This window comes from Phormidium tenue FACHB-1052, from assembly GCF_014696675.1.
GTDB classification, from domain to species: domain Bacteria; phylum Cyanobacteriota; class Cyanobacteriia; order Phormidesmidales; family Phormidesmidaceae; genus Nodosilinea; species Nodosilinea tenuis_A.
In genome coordinates this window covers 49,476-68,262 of sequence record NZ_JACJQN010000004.1, presented here as the reverse complement: position 1 = coordinate 68,262, position 18,787 = coordinate 49,476, and the positions used below count along the sequence as shown (strand labels likewise).

Below are 18,787 nucleotides of genomic sequence, written 5' to 3'. Positions count from 1 at the left end.
ATGACTATAAACAATAGTCTACAAATCGAAAACACAGAGGAAGCCTGCGTATTAGGCCTGATTAGTACTTTTGTGCTTATGAGTGGTTGCGGCGCGGAGCAACTAGCTTGGGCAATTTTGCTGTTTCTATATTGAACGTCTCGTTTATAGAGCAAGCATGAAACAACTGCGCCATCCGTCCGTTAAGCTTTTAATTATGAAATAATTATGAAAAGCAATGGATTGGCATGTGCAACGACGATCGCTCCTTGGGGCCGGGCTTCTAGGAGCTGGCACCTGGTTGGGCAGACGGTTTAGCCAACCGGCGCTGGCTCAGGAGCAGCGTACCCCGACTGCTCCGGATCTTCATCACCAGGGCATGACTACGCTGGGTGAGGTTGATCACCTTAGAAACGGCTTTGACCCTCACGTATTGCTAACCCAGTGGAATACAGGAAGTGTTTCAATGCTGCCTACTGGGCAGCGCCTGCGCGAGTACGACATTGCCGCTGCTGAGCGAGAGCTTGAGGTAGCTCCGGGAGTGTTTTACCCCGCCTGGACGTACAACGGCCAGGTGCCGGGGCCAACGATTCGGGTCACGGAGGGCGATCGCATTCGCATTCGCTTTACCAATCAGGGCACTCACCTACACACCCTGCACTTCCACGGTATTCATGGAGCCAAGCAGGATGGCATTCCGGGGGTGATGGAGGCTGCGCCGGGGCAAACGGTGACCTACGAGTTTGATGCAAAACCCTTTGGCTGCCACCTCTACCACTGTCATTCTGTGCCGTTTAAGCGCCATCTCCACAAAGGGCTCTACGGCGCGTTCATTGTTGATCCTGACCCACAGCGGCACCCCGACCAGGTCGATGTTGCTCAATCGCGCCTGCTGGGCTCTTCAGAAAACCAGCGCTGGCAGGAGTTGCTGATGGTGATGAATGCTTTTGACACCAACTTTGACGAGGAGAACGAAGTCTACGCGGTTAACTCCATTCCCCATGCCTACATGAAGCAGCCGATTCGCATTGAGCGCGATCGTCCAGTGCGCGTCTATTTAATTAACGTGACCGAGTTTGACCCGATCAACTCCTTCCACCTGCACGCCAATTTCTTTGATTACTACGACCATGGGACGACGTTGACGCCAACTTCACGCACCGTCGATACCGTCATGCTCTGTCAGGGGCAGCGGGGCATCATCGAATGCTCCTTTGCTGACTTTGAGCCAGGACTCTATATGTTCCACGCCCATCAGGCCGAATTTGCCGAACTGGGCTGGATGAGCGCCTTTGAGGTGGTGGCATGAAGGCTCTGCCTTGGCGCTGGATGTTACCGCCCGTTCTGTTAGCGGGGTTAGTCGCCCTACTGCTGACCTTAAGCCCAGCCCGGTTGCTCAACTTGAATGCACCGCCGCTGGAGTCCCTGATCGTGGAGCGTACTGTGCTAAACGATCAAGGCATTAGCCTCAAGGTAAGGGCGGAGGGATCAGAGCCCATGACCATTGCCCAGGTTCAGGTAGATGGTGCCTATTGGGCGTTTACCCAGCAGCCTCCTGGACCGATCCGGCGACTGGCGACGGCAACGGTGCAAATTCCATACCCCTGGGTAGAGGGCGAAGCGCATCACGTTCAGTTCTTGACCAACACGGGGGTTATCGTTGCCCACCCCATTGAAGTTGCTCTACCGACACCCGCTCTATCTCTGGCAACGCTCTTGGGCTATGGCTGGCTGGGGCTCTATGTGGGGCTGGTGCCGGTGGGGTTAGGCATGTTGTGCTACCCCTATTTGAAAGTGCTGGGCCAGCGGGGACTGACCTTTGTTTTAACGCTGACGTTAGGCATGTTGGCATTTTTGCTGGTAGACACCTTGCAGGAAGGGTTGGAGCTGGCTGGAAAGGCGGCGGCTGCGTTTCAAGGCCAAGCCCTGGTCTGGTTTGCAGCTACATTGGCGTGTCTGGCCCTATTTGCCGTGGGCCGACGCCGGGGCAAATCGCCCGAAGGCTCTGCGCTCTCTACCTATATGGCGTTGGGCATTGGCCTGCACAATCTGGGCGAAGGGCTGGCGATCGGTACCGCCTTTGCCCTGGGGGAAATTGCCTTGGGCTCATTTCTGGTGATTGGCTTCACCCTCCACAACTTGACCGAAGGGCTGGGCATTGTCGCGCCGCTGCTCAAACAAAAGCTGCGCTGGCAGACCTGTGTAGCGCTGGCTGCCCTGGCTGGACTCCCCGCTGTGGTTGGGCTGTGGGTGGGGGCTTTTGCTTTTTCTCCCCACTGGGCGGCCTTGTTCTTGGGCATTGGTGCAGGGGCGATCTTGCAGGTAATTGTAGAACTCGGCACCTACCTACAGCGGCAACTGCACCAGTCAAGACTCTCCGGCTTAGCGGGGCTGAGTTTAGCTGGCTTTACGACCGGGCTACTCGTGATGTATAGCACCGCGCTGCTGGTGAAATTTTAGCCCTTAGCATCAGCTATCCAGAACCAATCGCTTAAGGTTCTCCGCTGCGGTTGAAATGATCTGCAACTTGGCTGCGGCCTCTTCGGGATCCTCGATCTTTTGTATTGCTCTCTTCGCGTACCACATACTTACCCCAAGCGTCGCCGCAGAACAGGTCAGGCCAAACCACTTCAACGCAGCTCGCGCGGTCCGTATCTCGTCATCCGAAATGTCCATCGAGCTCAGCTGCTTTGGGTGCATGAGCCGATTGCGGACCGTGACTGAACTCTTTAGGTAGCCCCATTCGTGGTCGCTAACGCGTAGAACTGGCTCATAATCGAAAGCCCTCGCGTGGCATCCGAATGTAAAGAGGAGGTTTGGCACGAAGCGTAAGTTCGCGGGAAGTTCTTGGATAACACCCCGCCCATCTATGCTCGGAGCAACCTCTGCCAGGATGCTCAGCTCCGACGCGGTAAAGACAATCGAGGCATCCTCCTTGTGCTGCTGCTGCTCGAGCGCCTCCTGCTTAAACAGCCACACAGCCCCTTCGATACACGCAAACATCGCGCGGACGTACTGACGCCTCTGCGCCGCAGATGTTACGATGCCAGACTGCGCGTTGCACGCATGCACGTCATCCCACAGAAGCGATAGGAATGACTCGCGTTCCGTCGGGACAAAGAGGTCGCTGTCGCTGCCCTGGTCCGAATCCATCGCTCGATTTGGCTGGCTAAGGTTTGTGTTTAGCGGCGGTAGATATCCTTGGCATCATCGCCCAGATCTCTCTACCGTCCGCTGCAACAAGATTATTAAACCGCGCTTATCAGTATTTACTGACCTGTTGAATCAGATGGCCGATTCATTTGACCCATATTTTCACAGCACTTACTTTAGCGTAGCCATACTAATTTTCTCCAGAGTGATGCGATAAACACGCCTTCGAATAGGCTCAAAATCCAGCGTAACCTCTGTAGCAGATTGTAGAGTCAAGAACTTGAAGGCATGTTGGGGAAAAATGATCACTTTGATAGGGAAAGTTGAGAGCTAGAGCGATCGCTGGGCGTACTGCATAATGCCTGCGGCAATGCCCTGGGCCATGCGGGTGCGCCAGGCGGGGTCATTAAAATTACGGGCATCTTGAGCGCCAGTGACAAACCCAGTCTCGACCAAAACCGATGGCATGGAGGTGTTGACCAGCACATGAAAACGAGCCTGGCGTACCCCGCGATCAGGCATGGTTACCAGGCGCAGAATAGACTGATGAATCACTTGGGCAAAGCGATTTCCTGAACTGTGGTAGTAGGTCTCAAGCCCATTTACATCGGGCCTGCTTAGGCTGATGGAGTTGGCGTGAATGCTGACGAAGAGGTCGGCATTGGCCCTTTCCGCAATTTGCACCCGAGGCGCTAAATCAATCTCCCGATCATCGGAGCGGGTCAGAATCACTTGCACACCGCTCTGCTGCAAAATTCTGGCGACTTCATAGGCGATCGCAGAGGTCACATCTTTTTCGCGCAGGCCGCCCACACCGATCGCCCCCGGATCGCGTCCGCCATGGCCGGGGTCAATCACAATGGTGACGGCCTGCTTGGGGATGCTGCTATCTGGTAGGGGCACCGCTGGGGTCGAGGGTATTGCTGGTTCGGGCTGGGGCGGCACCACTGGCGCAGGGGGCGGCGGTTGGACGGCAATGGGGGGCGACGTCGCAGCGGGTGCAGGTGCGGGTGCCTGAGATGGGCTGGCCGAAACGACGTCGGCGGCGATCGCTACTCCCCGAGGGGGCAAAACTATGATGCCGCTGCCATTACCCACCGAGGCTTGCCAGTCAGTGCTGTTGGCAGGCACCGTTAGGGTAATTTGCAGGGTTGGCACCGCCGCCGCGCTCACTGGCTGAATAGTCCAAGCGGTGACCCCAAAGCGATTAGCGGGTAGAGTTTGTCCGGTTAGGGCTGTTGCCACGGTGGCGTTTTCGAGCTCAAGTACTACCTGGGTATCGCTGACTCGCTCCACGGTCAGGTTCGGGCTTGCCCCAGAGGTGCGAATGAAAAATCCATCGGGAGTGGTGCGCACCCCTTCAACTTGGGTAGCGGCTCCAGCGACTGGGGTAGCATTAACCTGATTGGTGGTGGCGGCGGCGCTGGGCGCTGGTTCACCCTGCGGCGGAGGCAATTGCACCACCCACTGCTGTGGCGTTTCCCCTCGTACCACGACCTGGTCTGGGTTAAGAGTGTAGCCAGGGGCTAGTTCAATGACCAGTCGGGTAGTTTGAGCATCGAACTGCCCGATGCGAACGGCTTGAATAGCACCGCCAAAAGCCTGGTTAATCGTTCGCTGCTCCAGGGTTGTACCGGGCAAGTCCACCACGATGCGGGTGGGGTTAAACAAAAGCTGCGCCCTGGGCTGCACGGCGGCATCGGTCGAAAACTCTAGCCGATTTTGCTGGGGGTCAAAGCGCCAAGTTCTAAACTGAGCGGCTTCGACTGGAAGCGCCAGCAGTAGCCCACCTGCCATGCCGATTAGGCTCACCAAAGGTCGGTATTGTTTCATGCAGCATCTCACAGTGCACTGGGTAAGCCTTTGATTTTGCTTGATTTTACGGCATCGAGATCGCCCTTTTCATCTTGTTTCAGAGAAAATCTAATCCCCAGAACGGTCGCTACACTGGAGTGGAGAGGAATGGGCTCTAAGCGTTTGAGGCCCGCGTCAGAGAAACGCCACGGCCTTGGAGATTGCTGGGGGTAGCTCAGTCAGCTTGTAAAGCGTCACAAGGCGCTGGTTTGGAATTGTGCCTGAGCCTTACGGTACAGGCTCACGGTGAAGACCACCCATTGCTTAAGTCGTGCGGTTAGGAGAGAAGCCATGCCAATGCAAAGAATGGTAGCGATAGCGCTAGGAATGGCTGTCGTTATTGCCCCTCTTGGGAGTATGGCAGCGGGGATGCAGCCTGCCCGCGCGGTAGAACAACAGGCGGCGGCGGCCGCAAACAGCCTTCTGAATCAGGGCCGACAGCAAGCGGAGCAGGGGGAGCTAGAGGCAGCGATCGCAACTTACAGCCAGGCCATTCAAGCCGATGCCACCAGTGCTGAGGCCTATTTCCATCGCGGCATTGCCTACCACGACCTGGGCGATTATCAGCTCGCCATCGCTGACTTTTCCAGAGCGCTTCAGCTTCGCCCCGACCATTCAGAAACCTTGTACAACCGGGGAGAGGCTCACGCTCACATGACCAATGCCGAGGCGGCGATAGCCGATCTGACCCAGGCCATTGAGCTCGCCCCTGATGTTGTCCAGCCCTATTTGGATCGCGGCCTTGTCCTGGCCGCCACCGGCAACTTACCCCAGGCCTTGAGCGATCTAGACTCCGTAATTGCCCTGGCTCCAGACAACGCCGATGCCCACTACAACCGAGGCAAAATTTACACCGAAATGGGCAATCCTGAAGCTGCCCTCTCAGACTTCAATACCGCACTCCGCCTCAATCCTGAGCTAGCTGAAGCTTATGGTAATCGCGGTATTTTGCAGCACCAGCTCGGCGATTCTCAAGCCGCCCTGGCCGATTTGCGCCAGGCGGCGGCTCTGTTTCAGGCCCAGGGCGATAGCCAAGGCTATCAGCAAACCCTGTACTTCATGCAGCAGGTGCAGCAGGAGGGAAGCGAGCAAGCCCCATAAGGCCAACGTCCTCAATCCTCTGAACAGGTTTTCAGTGGTAACGATTCTCAGTATCATAGAGAAAAAGCCAGGGAACCCAATCGATGGCTAATTCTCGTTCTACAGAGACTTCCCCCATTGAAGCGACTGACGACGCTCCCAGCTGTGACGCATCGCTCGTGCATTTAGACAATGTGCGCCAGGTGCAACCTGAGGTGCTGAGCACTGCAAAGGCTCAGCGGATGGCAGAGTTTTTCAGCGCACTTTCCGATCCCCATCGGCTCAAGTTACTGTCGGCCCTGGCTCAGCAAGAACTTTGTGTGTGTGATCTGGCTGCTGCGGTGAAAATGGGTGAATCGGCGGTGTCCCATCAGCTGCGGGTGCTGCGCTCGCAGCGTCTAGTCACCTACCGTCGCCAAGGCCGCAACGTCTACTATGGCCTCGCTGACGACCACATCATGTCCCTCTACCGGGAAGTGGCCGAACACCTGGACGAGTAACGTAATCCCTTGCGGTTCAGCAACCAGATTTTTTCATGAGTAACTATGTGCCCTTATCAAGCGACTTAGGCCAGTAGTACCGTAGACCTATGACAATGAGGGACAAAAACAGGACTCCCATGGCTCCGGCTAGCGGGTTTTGGTTCAGACCCGTCACCCATTCCGGCACTCGCTCGGTGTAGATTGCCAAATCGCCCACATCGATCAGGTAATAGCCCGCCACCAGCCCCCCATGCAGCCCAATGGCCAACCCCAGGCGTCCGGCAGTACGCTGGCGTGCCCAGCCCAGGGTCAGCCCCAGCAGCAGCAGGCCTGGAAAGCTAGGCAGCTCTTTTACAATGGCCTCCCAGGGTTTGATAAAGTGCAGCGCCCCGTAGATCGTGCTGCTGGCCCACAGTGCCGGGGTAAAGCCCCAGTCGTAGCGCAGTTCATCCAGCAGCCAGCCACGAAAGAGCAGTTCCTCGGCCAGGCCAACACCCAGGCCCACAAGCAACCCCTCCAGGACAATTTGCCCTAGGTTTGTTGGTGGTGCTGGTTGCCAGGTGAGCCAACCCAACCCGCCTTCCAAGGTAAACAGCAGCGCCAAGCTCACCAGACCCACAACTACCCCAATTGCTAGCTCTCGCCCGTGGCGAGCCGATGCCCCCAGCCCGTGAGTGCGCAGCGGTTGAGCTTGCCCATGCACGCGGCGACCCCACGGCACTAGCCAAACGATAAACAAGACGTAGAGCAAAACTAAGGGAATAACGCTGAGGGAGCCATCGGTGCCTAGCCACGCGTAAAGAGGTAGGGCGATGGGCACCCAAACCAGCGCAAGCAATAGCAGAAAGCAAAAAATCCTTACTGGGGCAGGATAACGAACCAGCTTATGCAGTTGAATCATGTCAAAGGTGCCAGTTTAACCCGCACGCTGAGCGTCATACATAGCCCTTAGCACCAACCCAGGGTCAACCCAGTTGCCGTCGTATTTCAGCATCCAGTGGAGGTGAGGGCCAGTCGTGCGCCCCGTCATGCCGACACGGCCCAATCGTGTCCCAGTGGGCAAGTCTTGCCCCTGCTCATAGCGAATGCCGCCATCTGGATCAATCAAATAGCGCTTGCCGTTTGAGACTTCGACCCGACCGCTCATGTGACAGTAACGGTGCTCCCACTGGCCCGACCGAATGACGGCAGAGGTGCCACAGGTGGTCTGGTCTGACACCTCGATCACTTGGCCGCTCCACCAGTTGCGCACAAAGCTGCCCTGCGGCGCGGCCAGGTCTAGCCCGTAGTGAAACTGAGATCCCCCGCCGCCAGTGGGAGAGGTTCTATAGCCAAATGCGGAGGTGTAAGCCTGAAAATTTTCGACTGGGAAGGACGCCTGCCGCCAAAACGCAACCGTATCTTGAGCGAGGGTAGGAGCCGATGAACCAGGCCAGTGCAGGGTGAGAAAGAGCCCCAGCCCTAGGCAAAATGCTATCCGTAAAAACCTCGTACGACGGCAGAGATGCCTCAGTTTGCTCAATACTGTCACGCGACACATCTCCTCTGCACAGGTGCAGCTAGCGGCCTATTCACCGCCCAATTATGCATCAAGATGAGTCGCTGCCTCAGCTCCTTCGACTGCTGCAAAAGAATTAAGCATGGGAGGTTCTATCGTGTATCATCTGAATGATGCCTCAGATGTTCAGTAAGTAGTCCTCGCCAGGTACTCCTATGGCAGATTCTCATTCTCATGCTTGTTGCGATGGTCATGAGCCGCCGACTAAACCGCTTTCTGAAGCTCAGGTGAGCGACCATGATGACTGCTGTGGGTCTGATCATGGCCATAGTCATGACTCGGCAGACTTCAACCTGCGGCAAGAGCTAACGCCGATCGCCGTCGCTGCCGTTCTCTTCCTCACCGGGCTAATTTTCAATGAGCGGCTGCACAACACCCCCTATGCCATCGCCGAATATGCGGTGCTGATTCCGGCTTATCTAATCAGCGGCTGGAGCGTGTTGACCACGGCGGGGCGCAACATTTTGCGGGGGCGCATCTTTGACGAAAACTTTCTGATGACGATCGCAACTCTGGGTGCGATCGCCATCCACGAAATTCCTGAAGCCGTGGCGGTAATGCTGTTCTTTCAGGTGGGAGAACTATTTCAGGGCTACTCGGTGGGGCGATCGCGCCGCTCGATCAAAGCCCTGCTAGAGATACGGCCCGACACCGCTAACCTTAGCGTCGACGGCGACATTCGCGCGGTTGCCCCCGAGACCGTGCGGGTTGGGGATGTGATTGTGGTGCGCCCCGGCGAAAAAGTGCCCCTAGATGGTGACATTCTGGAGGGCAAATCCCTGGTCGATACCTCCGCCTTAACGGGTGAATCGGTGCCCCGCACTGTTGCCCCTGGCGAAGTCGTGCTGGCCGGGATGATCAACCAGTCTGGGCTGCTCACGGTACGGGTGACCAAACTTTTTGGCGAGTCCTCGATCGCCAGAATTTTGGAACTGGTCGAAAACGCCAGCAGCAAAAAAGCTGATACCGAAAAATTCATTACCCGCTTTGCGCGGTATTACACCCCGGTGGTGGTGTTTCTGTCCCTGGCGGTGGCGATTTTGCCGCCCTTGTTCATTGAGGGGGCAACCCAAGCCCAGTGGACCTATCGCGCCCTGGTGCTGCTGGTAATCTCCTGCCCCTGTGGGTTAGTGATTAGCATTCCCCTCGGCTACTTTGGCGGGGTGGGTGGTGCCGCCAAACGCGGCATTTTGGTCAAAGGTTCAACCTATTTAGACACCCTGGCCCAGGTGAAAACGGTTGTGTTCGACAAAACCGGCACCCTCACCCAAGGCAACTTTCGCGTGACGGATGTGGTGACTCACAACGGCCTGAAGAAGCACCAACTGCTGGAGTTAGCCGCCCAGGTTGAGTCGCAGTCCAACCATCCGGTGGCGCAGTCGATTCGTCAAGCCTACGGGCAGACCATCGATACCTCCAGCGTGCAAGACTACGAAGAAATTGCCGGTCACGGCATTCGCGCCACGGTGAACGGTCGTGCTGTCTTGGCGGGAAATGATCGGCTCCTGCACCGCGAAGCCATTCCCCACGATGTCTGTGTGGTAGACGGCACCGTGGCCCACCTGGCCGTGGATGGCGAATACAGTGGCCGCATCGTCATTGCCGATGAGCTGAAAGAGGATGCTGGTGAAGCTATCAGGGCGCTGCATGCCCAGGGTATTCAGACAGCGATGCTAACGGGCGATAGTCAATCGGTGGCCGACAGCATCGCCAAAAAACTGGGCCTCGATCAGTATCGAGCCGAGCTGCTGCCCGAAGACAAAGTAGAGGCATTAGAGGGGTTTCTACATCAAGCCAAGCAAATCAAAGGTAAAGTCGCTTTTGTCGGCGACGGCATTAACGATGCCCCGGTCATTGCTCGGGCCGATGTGGGCATCGCCATGGGTGGGCTGGGGTCGGATGCGGCGATCGAAACCGCTGACGTGGTGATTATGACCGATGCGCCCTCAAAGGTAGCTGAAGCAATTCAAATCGCCCACAAAACTCGGCGGGTTGTCTGGCAGAACATCAGTTTTGCCATGGTGGCAAAGGCTGTTTTTATTGTGCTAGGCACGTTGGGCATCGCGACGCTTTGGGAAGCCGTATTTGCCGATGTAGGCGTGGCGCTGCTCGCCATCTTAAATGCGGGTCGAATCATTCGGAACCCTCAATAAGTTCATGTTCTGACCGAGACCCATCTCTAGTCATGTCTGCCTCCCTTCAAATCGTGCTGGGCACCTTGGCCCTGAGCCTGATTCATCCGCTAATTCCCAGCCACTGGCTACCGTTCGTAGCATTGGGCAAGGCCGAAGGGTGGTCACGGCAAGAAACCCTATGGATTACAGCCCTGACCGGATCGGCTCACACCGTTAGCACTCTCTTGATTGGGGTAGCTGTAGGGCTATTGGGCTACCAGTTTGCCGACTACTACGAGATCGTGACGCACCTGGTCGCTCCGGCGGTGCTGATTGGGTTGGGCTTGGTTTACCTGAGTAAACCGCTGCGTCAACGCTGCGTCCCATGCTGCTCTCCGGACGAATCTCACCCTGTTGCGGCCACAGTTAGCCCCTCTGGCCGCAGTAAGGTAACAGCGATCGTGGCCATTGCCAGCGCTATGTTTTTCTCGCCGTGCCTGGAAATTGGTGCCTTCTACCTTTCCGCAGGGGCGCTCGGATGGCGAGGCATTGCCCTGGTCTCGGGGGTGTACCCCATTGTTACAGTGCTGGGCATGGTGTTGGTCGTGAATTGGAGCTGGCAACGGGCAAAATCGTTTTCTGCTGCAATCCCTGCCTGGAATCTCAGTGGCCATGCCTCAACAGGCCTAGTCCTCGTGGTTTTGGGTTTTTTGACGTTTTTTATTGATATGTAGTCATGCCGCGTAAACAACAATCAACTCCCTGGATTCATCGCTATGCCCGACCTTTGATGGCGGGGTTAGCGGCGGTTGGCGCTGTCGTCACCGCCTACTTAACGATCAACAAGCTCACGGGTAGCGCCACGGCCTGCCCTACTAAGGGCTGTGATATCGTGCTCTCTAGCCCCTATGCCACAGTGTTTGGCCAGCCGCTGGCGCTGTTTGGGTTTCTGGCCTACGTGGGCATGGCGGTGATGGCGATCGCCCCGCTGCTGGTCAATGGGGCTGAGCAAAAAGACCTCAGAGACAAACTCACCCGATTGACCCAACCCCTGCTGCTCATCGGCGGTACCGCCATGATGGTCTTTAGCGCCTACCTGATGTATCTGCTCAGCGCAGAAATTCAGGCGGCCTGTCTCTATTGCATCGGCTCAGCGCTCCTCTCCACCAGCCTGTTTCTGCTTGCCCTCGTCGGCCAAAATTGGTCTGAGCTATCTCAACCCTTCTTTATTGGCAGCATCACAGCATTTCTGGTGGTGGTGGGCACCCTCGGCGTCTACGCCAATGTCAACAACCCAGTCGCTGAGGGCGGCTCGGGCGATCAGCTGGGGCCTGCCATCACCACCCAATCTGGCCCGGCTGAAATGGCCTTGGCTCAGCACCTGGCCGACACTGGTGCTATTTTCTACGGAGCCTGGTGGTGCCCCCACTGCCAAGAGCAAAAGCAGCTTTTTGGTCAGGAAGCCAGCCAGGTTATACCCTACGTAGAGTGCGCCACCCCCGAGGGGCAAGAGCAAACCCCCGAGTGCCAGGAAGCTGGCATTACCGGCTATCCGACTTGGGAAATTAACAGTGAACGTCTGTCGGGGACGCGAACGTTGGAGGAACTTGCCCAGCTCTCAGGCTATACCGGCCCCACCACATTTCAAAATTCAATTTAGCGCGAGGAGAATCTCTTGAGAGGTACAGGTAAACTATTGGGCCTGGCGGGTATGGCAATGGGAGGGCTGCTGCTGACAGTGGCCTTTCCGGCGGGTGCCCACAGCCCCGGCCAGGAGGAGGCGTTGAGCGAGCAGGCCCAACGCGATGAATTGGTCGACTTGCTAGAGTCGGGGGCAGAGCTAGTCGAAGCCGGTGATCTGGCTGAGGCGCTCGCTCGCTATCAGCACGCGGCTGGCCTAGCTGAAGACAACGCCAAAATCTTCTCGGCTATTGGTTATCTCCAGGCTCGCCAGGCCAATTTTCAAGCCGCGATCGCCGCCTTTCAAACTGCCATTGGGCTAGAGCCTAACAATCTGGCTGTTTACTTTGGCCTGGCCCATGCTCATAGCAACTTGGGGGAGTATGAAGCGGCGGGCAATGCCTACCGGCAAATCCTGCGATTGCAGCCCGATAACCAGGCAGCTCAACTGGGGCTAGGCGCGGCGCTGTTTCAAACCGCAGCCTTTGAAGAGGCCCTGGCGATCTACACCAAGCTTTTGCAGCAAGACCCCAACAACCTACAAGCCGCCGAATCTATCGGCCTGATTTTGCTCCAGCAGGGCAATACCGATGCGGCAATTGCCGCCTTAGAACGGGCCGCTGCCCTGTCCCCCCAAGCCAGCCAAATTCAGCTGAACCTGGGCATTGCCCACCTCAAAGCAGGGGATATGGCCTCGGCGCTAACCGCGTTTAGAGCGGCAGCGGCAGAAGAGCCCCGCAACGCCGATATTCGCATGCAGATTGGCTACCTGCTTTGGCAACAGGGCAATCTAGACGCCGCCTTAGAAAGCTATCAGCAGGCGGCCCGGCTTCAGCCCGACTCGGTGATTGCCCACGATGCGATCGCCGATCTCTACTTCGAGCAGCAAGAGGTACTAATGACCATCGTCGCCCATCGCGAGGTGCTCGAACTAGCCCCCGACCATGCCCCTGGTTACTACCATCTAGGCGTTGCGCTAGAGGCACGGGGCCGCCGAGCAGAGGCGATCGAGGCGCTGCAACGGGCAAAGACGTTACTCCTGGAGCAAGAAAACAGTGAAGACGCCCAGATTGTTGATGAGCTGCTGCAAAACCTCCAATCGTCATAGCCTGCCCAAGCTAAACAGACAGACTGCACTTTCCACAAACTCTGCCGATACCGACATTGCTGAACTACGGAACGTTGAACAACCATGGCGACTGATAGTAGTAGAAGAGAATTTAACCCGTTCTTGGGGTACAGCTACTACTCTAGGCGGCTAGTAGGACTAGGGCGTGTCTTCCTGCTTGTGGGTGGGTTAAGCAGCAGCGGGTTAGCGGTTGTACCGGCCCTGGCCACGACCGACATAGACTCATCACTCCCCATTTCAGCAGAGACGTTGCTTCCGGCAACAGCCAGTCCGCCCGAAGTCGAAAGCGTACCCCAATCTCCAGCCCCTGCTTCAATACGGGGTTCGGTAGACGTGTTGCCCGGTGCGAGTGTTAGCGCACCTGCTCCAATCTCCGAACAGGCTGTACCTAGGCATCTGCCTCCCCGTGCCCCTGTTCCGGCTGGGTACAACAGCGTCTTTATCGACCCAACCGACTACAGCCTTGGAGCGACAGCGACTCCAGGAGGTGGTGGGGCTTCTCCTAATCTCGTGTTTGCAGAACGAGCAACGGGCTGTCAAATCACCGTAGCAGGATCGCAAACCCCTCCCCAGGCTTCCTGTCAATCAACCGCCCCCAACTCTACCAGCCCACCTACGGATAGTGGCGATGGTATTCAAGTGGGGCCTATTACTATCAGCTCGCGCGGTGTCAGCTTAGGGGACACTACCATCATTAGCCGAGCTCAGTTAAATGAAAAGCTGCGCCCCTTAAACATCCTTCGTCGCGGCAATGAGGAATATGTTTTCCCCCTGTCTCTTCCAGCCCCGATTACCTCGCTGTTCGGCTGGCGGATGCATCCCGTCCATCAAAACTGGCGGTTTCACTCTGGCACCGACTTGGGGTCTCCTGCTGGCACCCCGGTTTTAGCAACCCGCTCAGGTAAGGTTGCGGTGGCTGATCACCTTGGCGGCTATGGCTTAACAGTAATTCTGCGCCACGATGATGGGAATTTGGAGTCTCGCTATGCTCATTTGTCCAAGCTGGCCGTGCAGGCTGGGGAATGGGTTGAGCAGGGGGAGGTTATTGGTCTGGTGGGCAGCACCGGCACGGCGACTGGCCCAAATCTGCACTTTGAAATCCGCCAGCTAACTAGTCAGGGCTGGATAGCAGCAGATGCCAAAGATATTTTAGATGGCGGCATTGCTGACCTGCTCAATGTTATCAACAACCCCTTGCAGGCATTGGGAACGGGTACCGCTGGTGAAGCCAGTGGCGCAGTGGCGGCTCCTGCCGACTATCCTTTCCGCCCGGCTCAGCCAAACGCCAGCTAGCTAGCAAGTGCCCTGGCTTGCTGGCTACAGCATCTGTCATGTCCCAAAAACCCTTTCCCCCTTTGCAGCAATGGTTACCCCTACTCGTGCCTCTGCTCGGCGCAACCAGAGACTAGCTCAGCAACGTCAACTGTTGGCCGTCAAAATGCAGGTGGTGGCGTGGAGGCGTGTCGTTGTCGTCTGGCTGCTGTTGGTGCTAGCCTTAATCGCGATTGGCGGTCGGCTGGTCTACTTACAACTGCTGCAAGGGGAGACCTTGAGCGCTCTAGCTAAACAGCAGCGAACGCTGCCGACGCTGGTTCGCCAAGCTCGTTACCCAATCGTCGATCGTTTCGGTGGCGTGCTGGCTACCGACCGGGTTACTTATGCCCTTTACATGCATCCCAAACTGTTTAAGCAGTCTGTCGCCGAGGTGACCGAGGCATTGTCTCCTGTGGTGGCCATGCCCCAGAATGAACTTCTGACTTTACTTAACCAGCAACCCACCGGTATTCGGTTTCCTGGTGAACTGCCAGAGGCGATGGGCGATCGCATTCGATCCTTACGCATCGATGGCCTAGAGTTGATGCCTCAGCAACAGCGGTTTTACCCCCAGCAAGAACTCTTTGCCCCGATCGTAGGGTTCATCAATCTCGATGGAAAACCCCAGGCCGGGTTAGAGATGGCCTACGCCGAACAACTTGCGATCGCCGCGCCCCCATCTGTCGAGCCCGCGGTGCCGTCATCGTTAGCGCGTGGTTCATCCGCAAAAGTAAGTCTACGCCTGACTCTTGACAGCCGCTTGCAGCGAATTGCCCAGCAAGAACTAGAGGCGGTGGTTCAGGCCTATGGTGCCCATCGAGGCACCGTAATGGTTATGGACGCCCCTACTGGAGAAATCTTAACTCTGGCCAGCGTGCCCACCTATGACCCCAATCGCTATTACGAAGCTGACATCAGCGCCTTTCGCACTTGGCCAGTGAGCGACACCTACGAACCTGGCTCGACCTTTAAGCCGATCAATGTTGCGATTGCTCTAGAAGATCAAGTGATTTCCCCTGATGACGTAGTCAACGACAGCGGACGTATACAGTTTGGTAAGTGGTTGATTAAAAACAGCGACTACAACGAGGTCGGTGCCCGAGGCCCCATTTCAATTACCGATATCCTCAAATATTCCAGCAATGTGGGCATGGTGCAGATCATGCAAAAGATGGCTGCCTCCGACTACTTCAGCTGGCTAGAACGCCTGACTCTAGGGGAGCCTACGGAGATTGACTTGCCGTCGGAAGCCTCTGGGCAAATGAAACCCCGAGACAAATTCATCAACAGTCAGGTTGAAACGGCTACTACTTCATTTGGTCAAGGGTTTGCGCTGACACCGGTAAAAATGCTGCAACTGCTGGCCACCTTAGCCAATGGTGGCAACCTCGTAACTCCTCACATTGTCGAGGGTATGGTGGCAGATGATGGTACCTATCTGTGGCAGACCGAACATGCCGATCCGAAAGCCGTCTTCTCCCCACAAACCACCCAACAGGTGCTTGCCATGATGGAAGCAGTGGTCGCTGAGGGAACCGGTAAACCTGCCCAAATTGAGGGATACCGGGTTGCTGGCAAAACGGGCACAGCCCAAAAAGTTAACAACTCAACCGGTTATAGTTCTGCCCGCATCACTAGCTTTGTAGGCATTGCGCCTGTAGAAGCCCCCCGCTATGTAGTGTTAGCGATCATTGATGAGCCCACTGGCGAGAACGCCTACGGTTCGACGGTAGCAGCTCCTTTGGTTAAACGGGTGATGGAGTCGCTGTTAGTGCTCCAGGGAGTATCTCCGAGTCGCCCTCGCGAAATGCAGTGATGACGAGGTCAGTGCCTCAGCCATGCTGGTACATTTATTTTCCTAGAGGTTTCTGAACGGAGGCTACTCCCTGGCGTTGGATGGCTACCCCTCAGATGAGAGCAAGCTGACGGTGCGAAGGCCAGGCAACAAATAGCGGGGCGTTTACTTGCTCAAGGGCGGTACAGGATGACTTGCTCAATCAGCATGGAAGTGAGCTAGGGCTGCTGTTCAGGTCAGTAAATTAAGGGCGATCGCATAATTCACCAGCCCAAATTTATAACATTCCAGGCGATTCAGGTGATTGTGGATAAGTAGCGGGGTGGTGCGGCGGTGTTAGTTGTGTAGGGGTGAGAGAAATCGCCGCAGTTGGCGTGAGTGCGATCGCACCGTTGAACCGCAAGGAGCCTAGGTTAAAGGAAGGTTGAAGATGATTGGTGCACTCACGGCTGGAGTTGAAGGGCTGGTTATACTGATTCATTCTACCTAGTCACCCCTATAGGAACATTAGACAAAAATTTTCTCTCTAATAACAGTTATACCCCTACTTAATTGATTATGAGTGATAAGTCTCCCCTCTTCGTCAGTTCAATGGAATTGATCGCTCACGCGGTCGAGCTTTATCGTGCTAACAAGCCTCGAAAATTCAAATTCGTTATTCTGCATTTAGCTAATTCAGTAGAGCTGATTTTGAAAGACTTATTGATTGATAAAGGCGAAAGTATTTATAAACCAAAACAGCCTCAAACACTTGGCATCTGGGAAGTATTTGACAAACTTGCCGATCATAATGTTGTAGTGCCGGAACGTCCAATAATTGAATTGCTTATCGACGATCGAAATACAATTCAGCATAGGTTCGGATTTCCCGATGCAGAGAGCGTCTTCTACTATCTAGAATGCATAATTTCTTTCTTTAAAAGGGTACTCGTTGCCGAATATGGTGTTGATTTATCAGATGTGCTGAAATCGCACTTGTCGCAAGATGAACTCGCATTTGTCGGACTCGCTCAACAAATTGAGGAGAACGAATATGCACTCGATCCGTTATTTCAAATTTCCCCTGAGTCGGCTGTTTTACAGGCATACAACCTAGTCGAAGAACGATTGTTGAGGTTGACGGCAACAACCGGCGACGAAATTGATCGTAGGAACTTAATGAGCTTATCCCGCAAAATTCCACATCTCATAGACAATCTTGCGATAAAAGGATACATCCCCCATGAAACAGCACATGAATTTCAATTTTTTCGTGAGCTTCGTAATCGTTCTGCTCATGCCGCACATTTTCGCGCAGGAGAGCAGGATGCTGACTGGGCTAGGGGACTTGCAATAGCAAAGAAGTTATTGGATGGACTTGATCGAGCAATAGAAGATGGATTTGACCCATCGTCACCGCTTAACAGTGCATCATGACGTCCATACACCAACTGCTAAGGGTTAATTAGTATGAGGTATAAGGCTTTTTCGGCGGATGACAGGCACCGTTGGTCTACGTTTATAGCCTAGTGAAGACATGGTTCAAGGCCATCCATCTTCAGTTGTGTTTTCGTTGGCTCACATCATTTTGTTGGTTTTGGAAATGTTCTATGACTTAAATTCCAAATATTGTCTGTCGCAGCTGTAAAGTTTGAACGAAAGCTGCGATCAGAAAAATGACGTAGAATTTCACCGCCAATAAATTGGGTATTCATTAAGAAGCTTCCAAGAACCAACCGTGAAAAGTCGTTGGCTACATAGCGGCTTTTCACGTAGTCTGGAAGCTGTTTCACTACGAGCAACACAGTTGCTGTATCAAAATTGGGCAACTGTCCAGCGGTTTTATCTACTAATTTCTCTAAATTGTGTCCGTAGCCGTGTTTTTTACTTGCCAACGTCTTCTCATCAATTCCTTTAGCTATAAGAGCACCTTTCAGCAGCAGTTCCGTCGAGATACAGCAATTCTGGATTACAGCATGCTTGTTAAATGAACCTAATACTGTTGCTGCTGCTGCCTCAAGCTGTTGTTTTGCCAAATACCACCACTCCACTGTTTTATCTGGTAGCTGCCCTGTTTTTTCAAGGTCATTGAGTCCGTACACAAAATCCATGAGATCAATAACCTGATCAAAAAAAGCCAATCCGGATTGTTTGTCAGTAAATAGCCATCGTTTTTGTGTCTCAGGTATGTCAGCTAAAAAATCGACTGGATTGATTGCAGGTGAGCCATAAATAACTGGAATTCGCAAGGGAAAGAACACATCCCGAAACATGAATGCGCCTACATGTAAAGGTGGTATGTGAAGATCGGATGAGCGGTATAGCTCGCTATACATGTGATTAACGGCGTTGAAAAGTGGATCGCTTTGAAGACTGAAACTACTCCTGGGTTGCAGGCGTTGTGCAATTCTTATGCATGCAGCTAGGGGACGTTGAAAGGGTTCTACTCCCTCTCGGATGAGTTCATCATCTACTTCAATGACGAGCTTCATTAAATCAATTTCTTCGTCCACTTTTGCACCTGAACCGGGAATTTACACCGCTATATTACATAGTGCTATAACCAGTAACCTACCATTTCATGGCAGCGGACAGGCGAAAGCTGCTATTGGGGTTAGCAAGGTTATTTGCGAGAGCCCCTCGACATGGCCAGGGACATGCCCCCTGGGG

General features: G+C 54.9%; 16 protein-coding genes. 11 read left to right on the top strand and 5 right to left on the bottom strand.

Going from position 1 to position 18,787, the window contains the following annotated elements; genetic code table 11:
* The first annotated feature begins 229 nt into the window (after window positions 1-229).
* Window positions 230-1,288, top strand: coding sequence for a multicopper oxidase domain-containing protein (locus H6G07_RS07775; protein WP_244901912.1), 1,059 nt, complete (start codon window positions 230-232; stop codon window positions 1,286-1,288).
* Window positions 1,285-2,439, top strand: coding sequence for a ZIP family metal transporter (locus H6G07_RS07770; RefSeq protein ID WP_073607924.1), 1,155 nt, complete (start codon window positions 1,285-1,287; stop codon window positions 2,437-2,439). The genes H6G07_RS07775 and H6G07_RS07770 overlap by 4 nt, the downstream gene beginning before the upstream one ends.
* A gap of 9 nt (window positions 2,440-2,448) precedes the next feature.
* On the opposite strand, the gene H6G07_RS07765 is transcribed toward H6G07_RS07770, so the two are convergent.
* Both H6G07_RS07765 and H6G07_RS07760 read right to left on the bottom strand, forming a co-directional pair.
* Entirely contained in the window at window positions 2,449-3,132 is a 684-nt protein-coding gene (locus H6G07_RS07765) for a hypothetical protein (RefSeq protein ID WP_073607925.1), read from the bottom strand.
* Window positions 3,133-3,462: 330 nt separating this feature from the next.
* Window positions 3,463-4,965, bottom strand: a complete 1,503-nt coding sequence (locus H6G07_RS07760) for an N-acetylmuramoyl-L-alanine amidase (RefSeq protein WP_073607926.1) — start codon at window positions 4,963-4,965, stop codon at window positions 3,463-3,465.
* A gap of 348 nt (window positions 4,966-5,313) precedes the next feature.
* On the opposite strand from H6G07_RS07760, the gene H6G07_RS07755 reads away from it, so the two are divergent.
* On the top strand, window positions 5,314-6,087 hold the full coding sequence (locus H6G07_RS07755; RefSeq protein WP_199311978.1) for a tetratricopeptide repeat protein: 774 nt from the start codon (window positions 5,314-5,316) through the stop codon (window positions 6,085-6,087).
* Between the two features lie 83 nt (window positions 6,088-6,170).
* The gene (locus tag H6G07_RS07750) at window positions 6,171-6,566 is read left to right on the top strand and encodes an ArsR/SmtB family transcription factor (RefSeq protein WP_073607928.1); all 396 of its coding nucleotides are present in this window, start codon (window positions 6,171-6,173) and stop codon (window positions 6,564-6,566) included.
* Between the two features lie 43 nt (window positions 6,567-6,609).
* On the opposite strand, the gene H6G07_RS07745 is transcribed toward H6G07_RS07750, so the two are convergent.
* Both H6G07_RS07745 and H6G07_RS07740 read right to left on the bottom strand, forming a co-directional pair.
* Window positions 6,610-7,386, bottom strand: coding sequence for a CPBP family intramembrane glutamic endopeptidase (locus H6G07_RS07745; protein ID WP_242026670.1), 777 nt, complete (start codon window positions 7,384-7,386; stop codon window positions 6,610-6,612).
* Window positions 7,387-7,464: 78 nt separating this feature from the next.
* On the bottom strand, window positions 7,465-8,088 hold the full coding sequence (locus H6G07_RS07740; protein ID WP_073607930.1) for a M23 family metallopeptidase: 624 nt from the start codon (window positions 8,086-8,088) through the stop codon (window positions 7,465-7,467).
* A 173-nt stretch (window positions 8,089-8,261) separates the two neighbouring features.
* Here H6G07_RS07740 and H6G07_RS07735 point away from each other — a divergent pair, with 173 nt between their 5' ends.
* The 7 genes from H6G07_RS07735 to H6G07_RS07705 all read left to right on the top strand — a co-directional run bounded on the left by H6G07_RS07735 (window position 8,262) and on the right by H6G07_RS07705 (window position 17,554).
* Window positions 8,262-10,259, top strand: coding sequence for a heavy metal translocating P-type ATPase (locus H6G07_RS07735; protein WP_073607931.1), 1,998 nt, complete (start codon window positions 8,262-8,264; stop codon window positions 10,257-10,259).
* Window positions 10,260-10,291: 32 nt separating this feature from the next.
* The gene (locus H6G07_RS07730) at window positions 10,292-10,954 is read left to right on the top strand and encodes a hypothetical protein (protein WP_073607932.1); all 663 of its coding nucleotides are present in this window, start codon (window positions 10,292-10,294) and stop codon (window positions 10,952-10,954) included.
* A 2-nt stretch (window positions 10,955-10,956) separates the two neighbouring features.
* Window positions 10,957-11,880 carry a vitamin K epoxide reductase family protein gene (locus tag H6G07_RS07725; RefSeq protein WP_073607933.1) on the top strand — a complete coding sequence of 308 codons (924 nt, stop codon included), beginning with the start codon at window positions 10,957-10,959 and terminating at the stop codon, window positions 11,878-11,880.
* A 15-nt stretch (window positions 11,881-11,895) separates the two neighbouring features.
* Window positions 11,896-13,008 (top strand): tetratricopeptide repeat protein, encoded by a 1,113-nt coding sequence (locus tag H6G07_RS07720; RefSeq protein WP_139296979.1) that lies wholly within the window; start codon window positions 11,896-11,898, stop codon window positions 13,006-13,008.
* A gap of 834 nt (window positions 13,009-13,842) precedes the next feature.
* The gene (locus tag H6G07_RS26045; RefSeq protein ID WP_199311977.1) at window positions 13,843-14,322 is read left to right on the top strand and encodes a M23 family metallopeptidase; all 480 of its coding nucleotides are present in this window, start codon (window positions 13,843-13,845) and stop codon (window positions 14,320-14,322) included.
* Window positions 14,323-14,392: 70 nt separating this feature from the next.
* Entirely contained in the window at window positions 14,393-16,159 is a 1,767-nt protein-coding gene (locus H6G07_RS07710) for a peptidoglycan D,D-transpeptidase FtsI family protein (protein ID WP_073607935.1), read from the top strand.
* Window positions 16,160-16,696: 537 nt separating this feature from the next.
* Complete coding sequence (locus H6G07_RS07705; protein WP_073607936.1) at window positions 16,697-17,554, top strand: hypothetical protein; 858 nt, start codon at window positions 16,697-16,699, stop codon at window positions 17,552-17,554.
* Between the two features lie 146 nt (window positions 17,555-17,700).
* Here H6G07_RS07705 and H6G07_RS07700 read toward each other — a convergent pair whose 3' ends face one another.
* Window positions 17,701-18,630, bottom strand: coding sequence for a hypothetical protein (locus H6G07_RS07700; protein ID WP_073607937.1), 930 nt, complete (start codon window positions 18,628-18,630; stop codon window positions 17,701-17,703).
* Window positions 18,631-18,787: the final 157 nt, after the last annotated feature.

Coding starts and splice junctions, on each gene's coding strand:
- H6G07_RS07730 (WP_073607932.1), top strand. CDS start 10,292: ATGTCTGCCTCCCTTCAAATCGTGCTGGGCACCTTGGCCCTGAGCCTG.
- H6G07_RS07705 (WP_073607936.1), top strand. CDS start 16,697: ATGAGTGATAAGTCTCCCCTCTTCGTCAGTTCAATGGAATTGATCGCT.
- H6G07_RS07770 (WP_073607924.1), top strand. CDS start 1,285: ATGAAGGCTCTGCCTTGGCGCTGGATGTTACCGCCCGTTCTGTTAGCG.
- H6G07_RS26045 (WP_199311977.1), top strand. CDS start 13,843: ATGCATCCCGTCCATCAAAACTGGCGGTTTCACTCTGGCACCGACTTG.
- H6G07_RS07765 (WP_073607925.1), bottom strand. CDS start 3,132: ATGGATTCGGACCAGGGCAGCGACAGCGACCTCTTTGTCCCGACGGAA.
- H6G07_RS07740 (WP_073607930.1), bottom strand. CDS start 8,088: ATGTGTCGCGTGACAGTATTGAGCAAACTGAGGCATCTCTGCCGTCGT.
- H6G07_RS07750 (WP_073607928.1), top strand. CDS start 6,171: ATGGCTAATTCTCGTTCTACAGAGACTTCCCCCATTGAAGCGACTGAC.
- H6G07_RS07755 (WP_199311978.1), top strand. CDS start 5,314: ATGGCTGTCGTTATTGCCCCTCTTGGGAGTATGGCAGCGGGGATGCAG.
- H6G07_RS07735 (WP_073607931.1), top strand. CDS start 8,262: ATGGCAGATTCTCATTCTCATGCTTGTTGCGATGGTCATGAGCCGCCG.
- H6G07_RS07725 (WP_073607933.1), top strand. CDS start 10,957: ATGCCGCGTAAACAACAATCAACTCCCTGGATTCATCGCTATGCCCGA.
- H6G07_RS07760 (WP_073607926.1), bottom strand. CDS start 4,965: ATGAAACAATACCGACCTTTGGTGAGCCTAATCGGCATGGCAGGTGGG.
- H6G07_RS07710 (WP_073607935.1), top strand. CDS start 14,393: ATGGTTACCCCTACTCGTGCCTCTGCTCGGCGCAACCAGAGACTAGCT.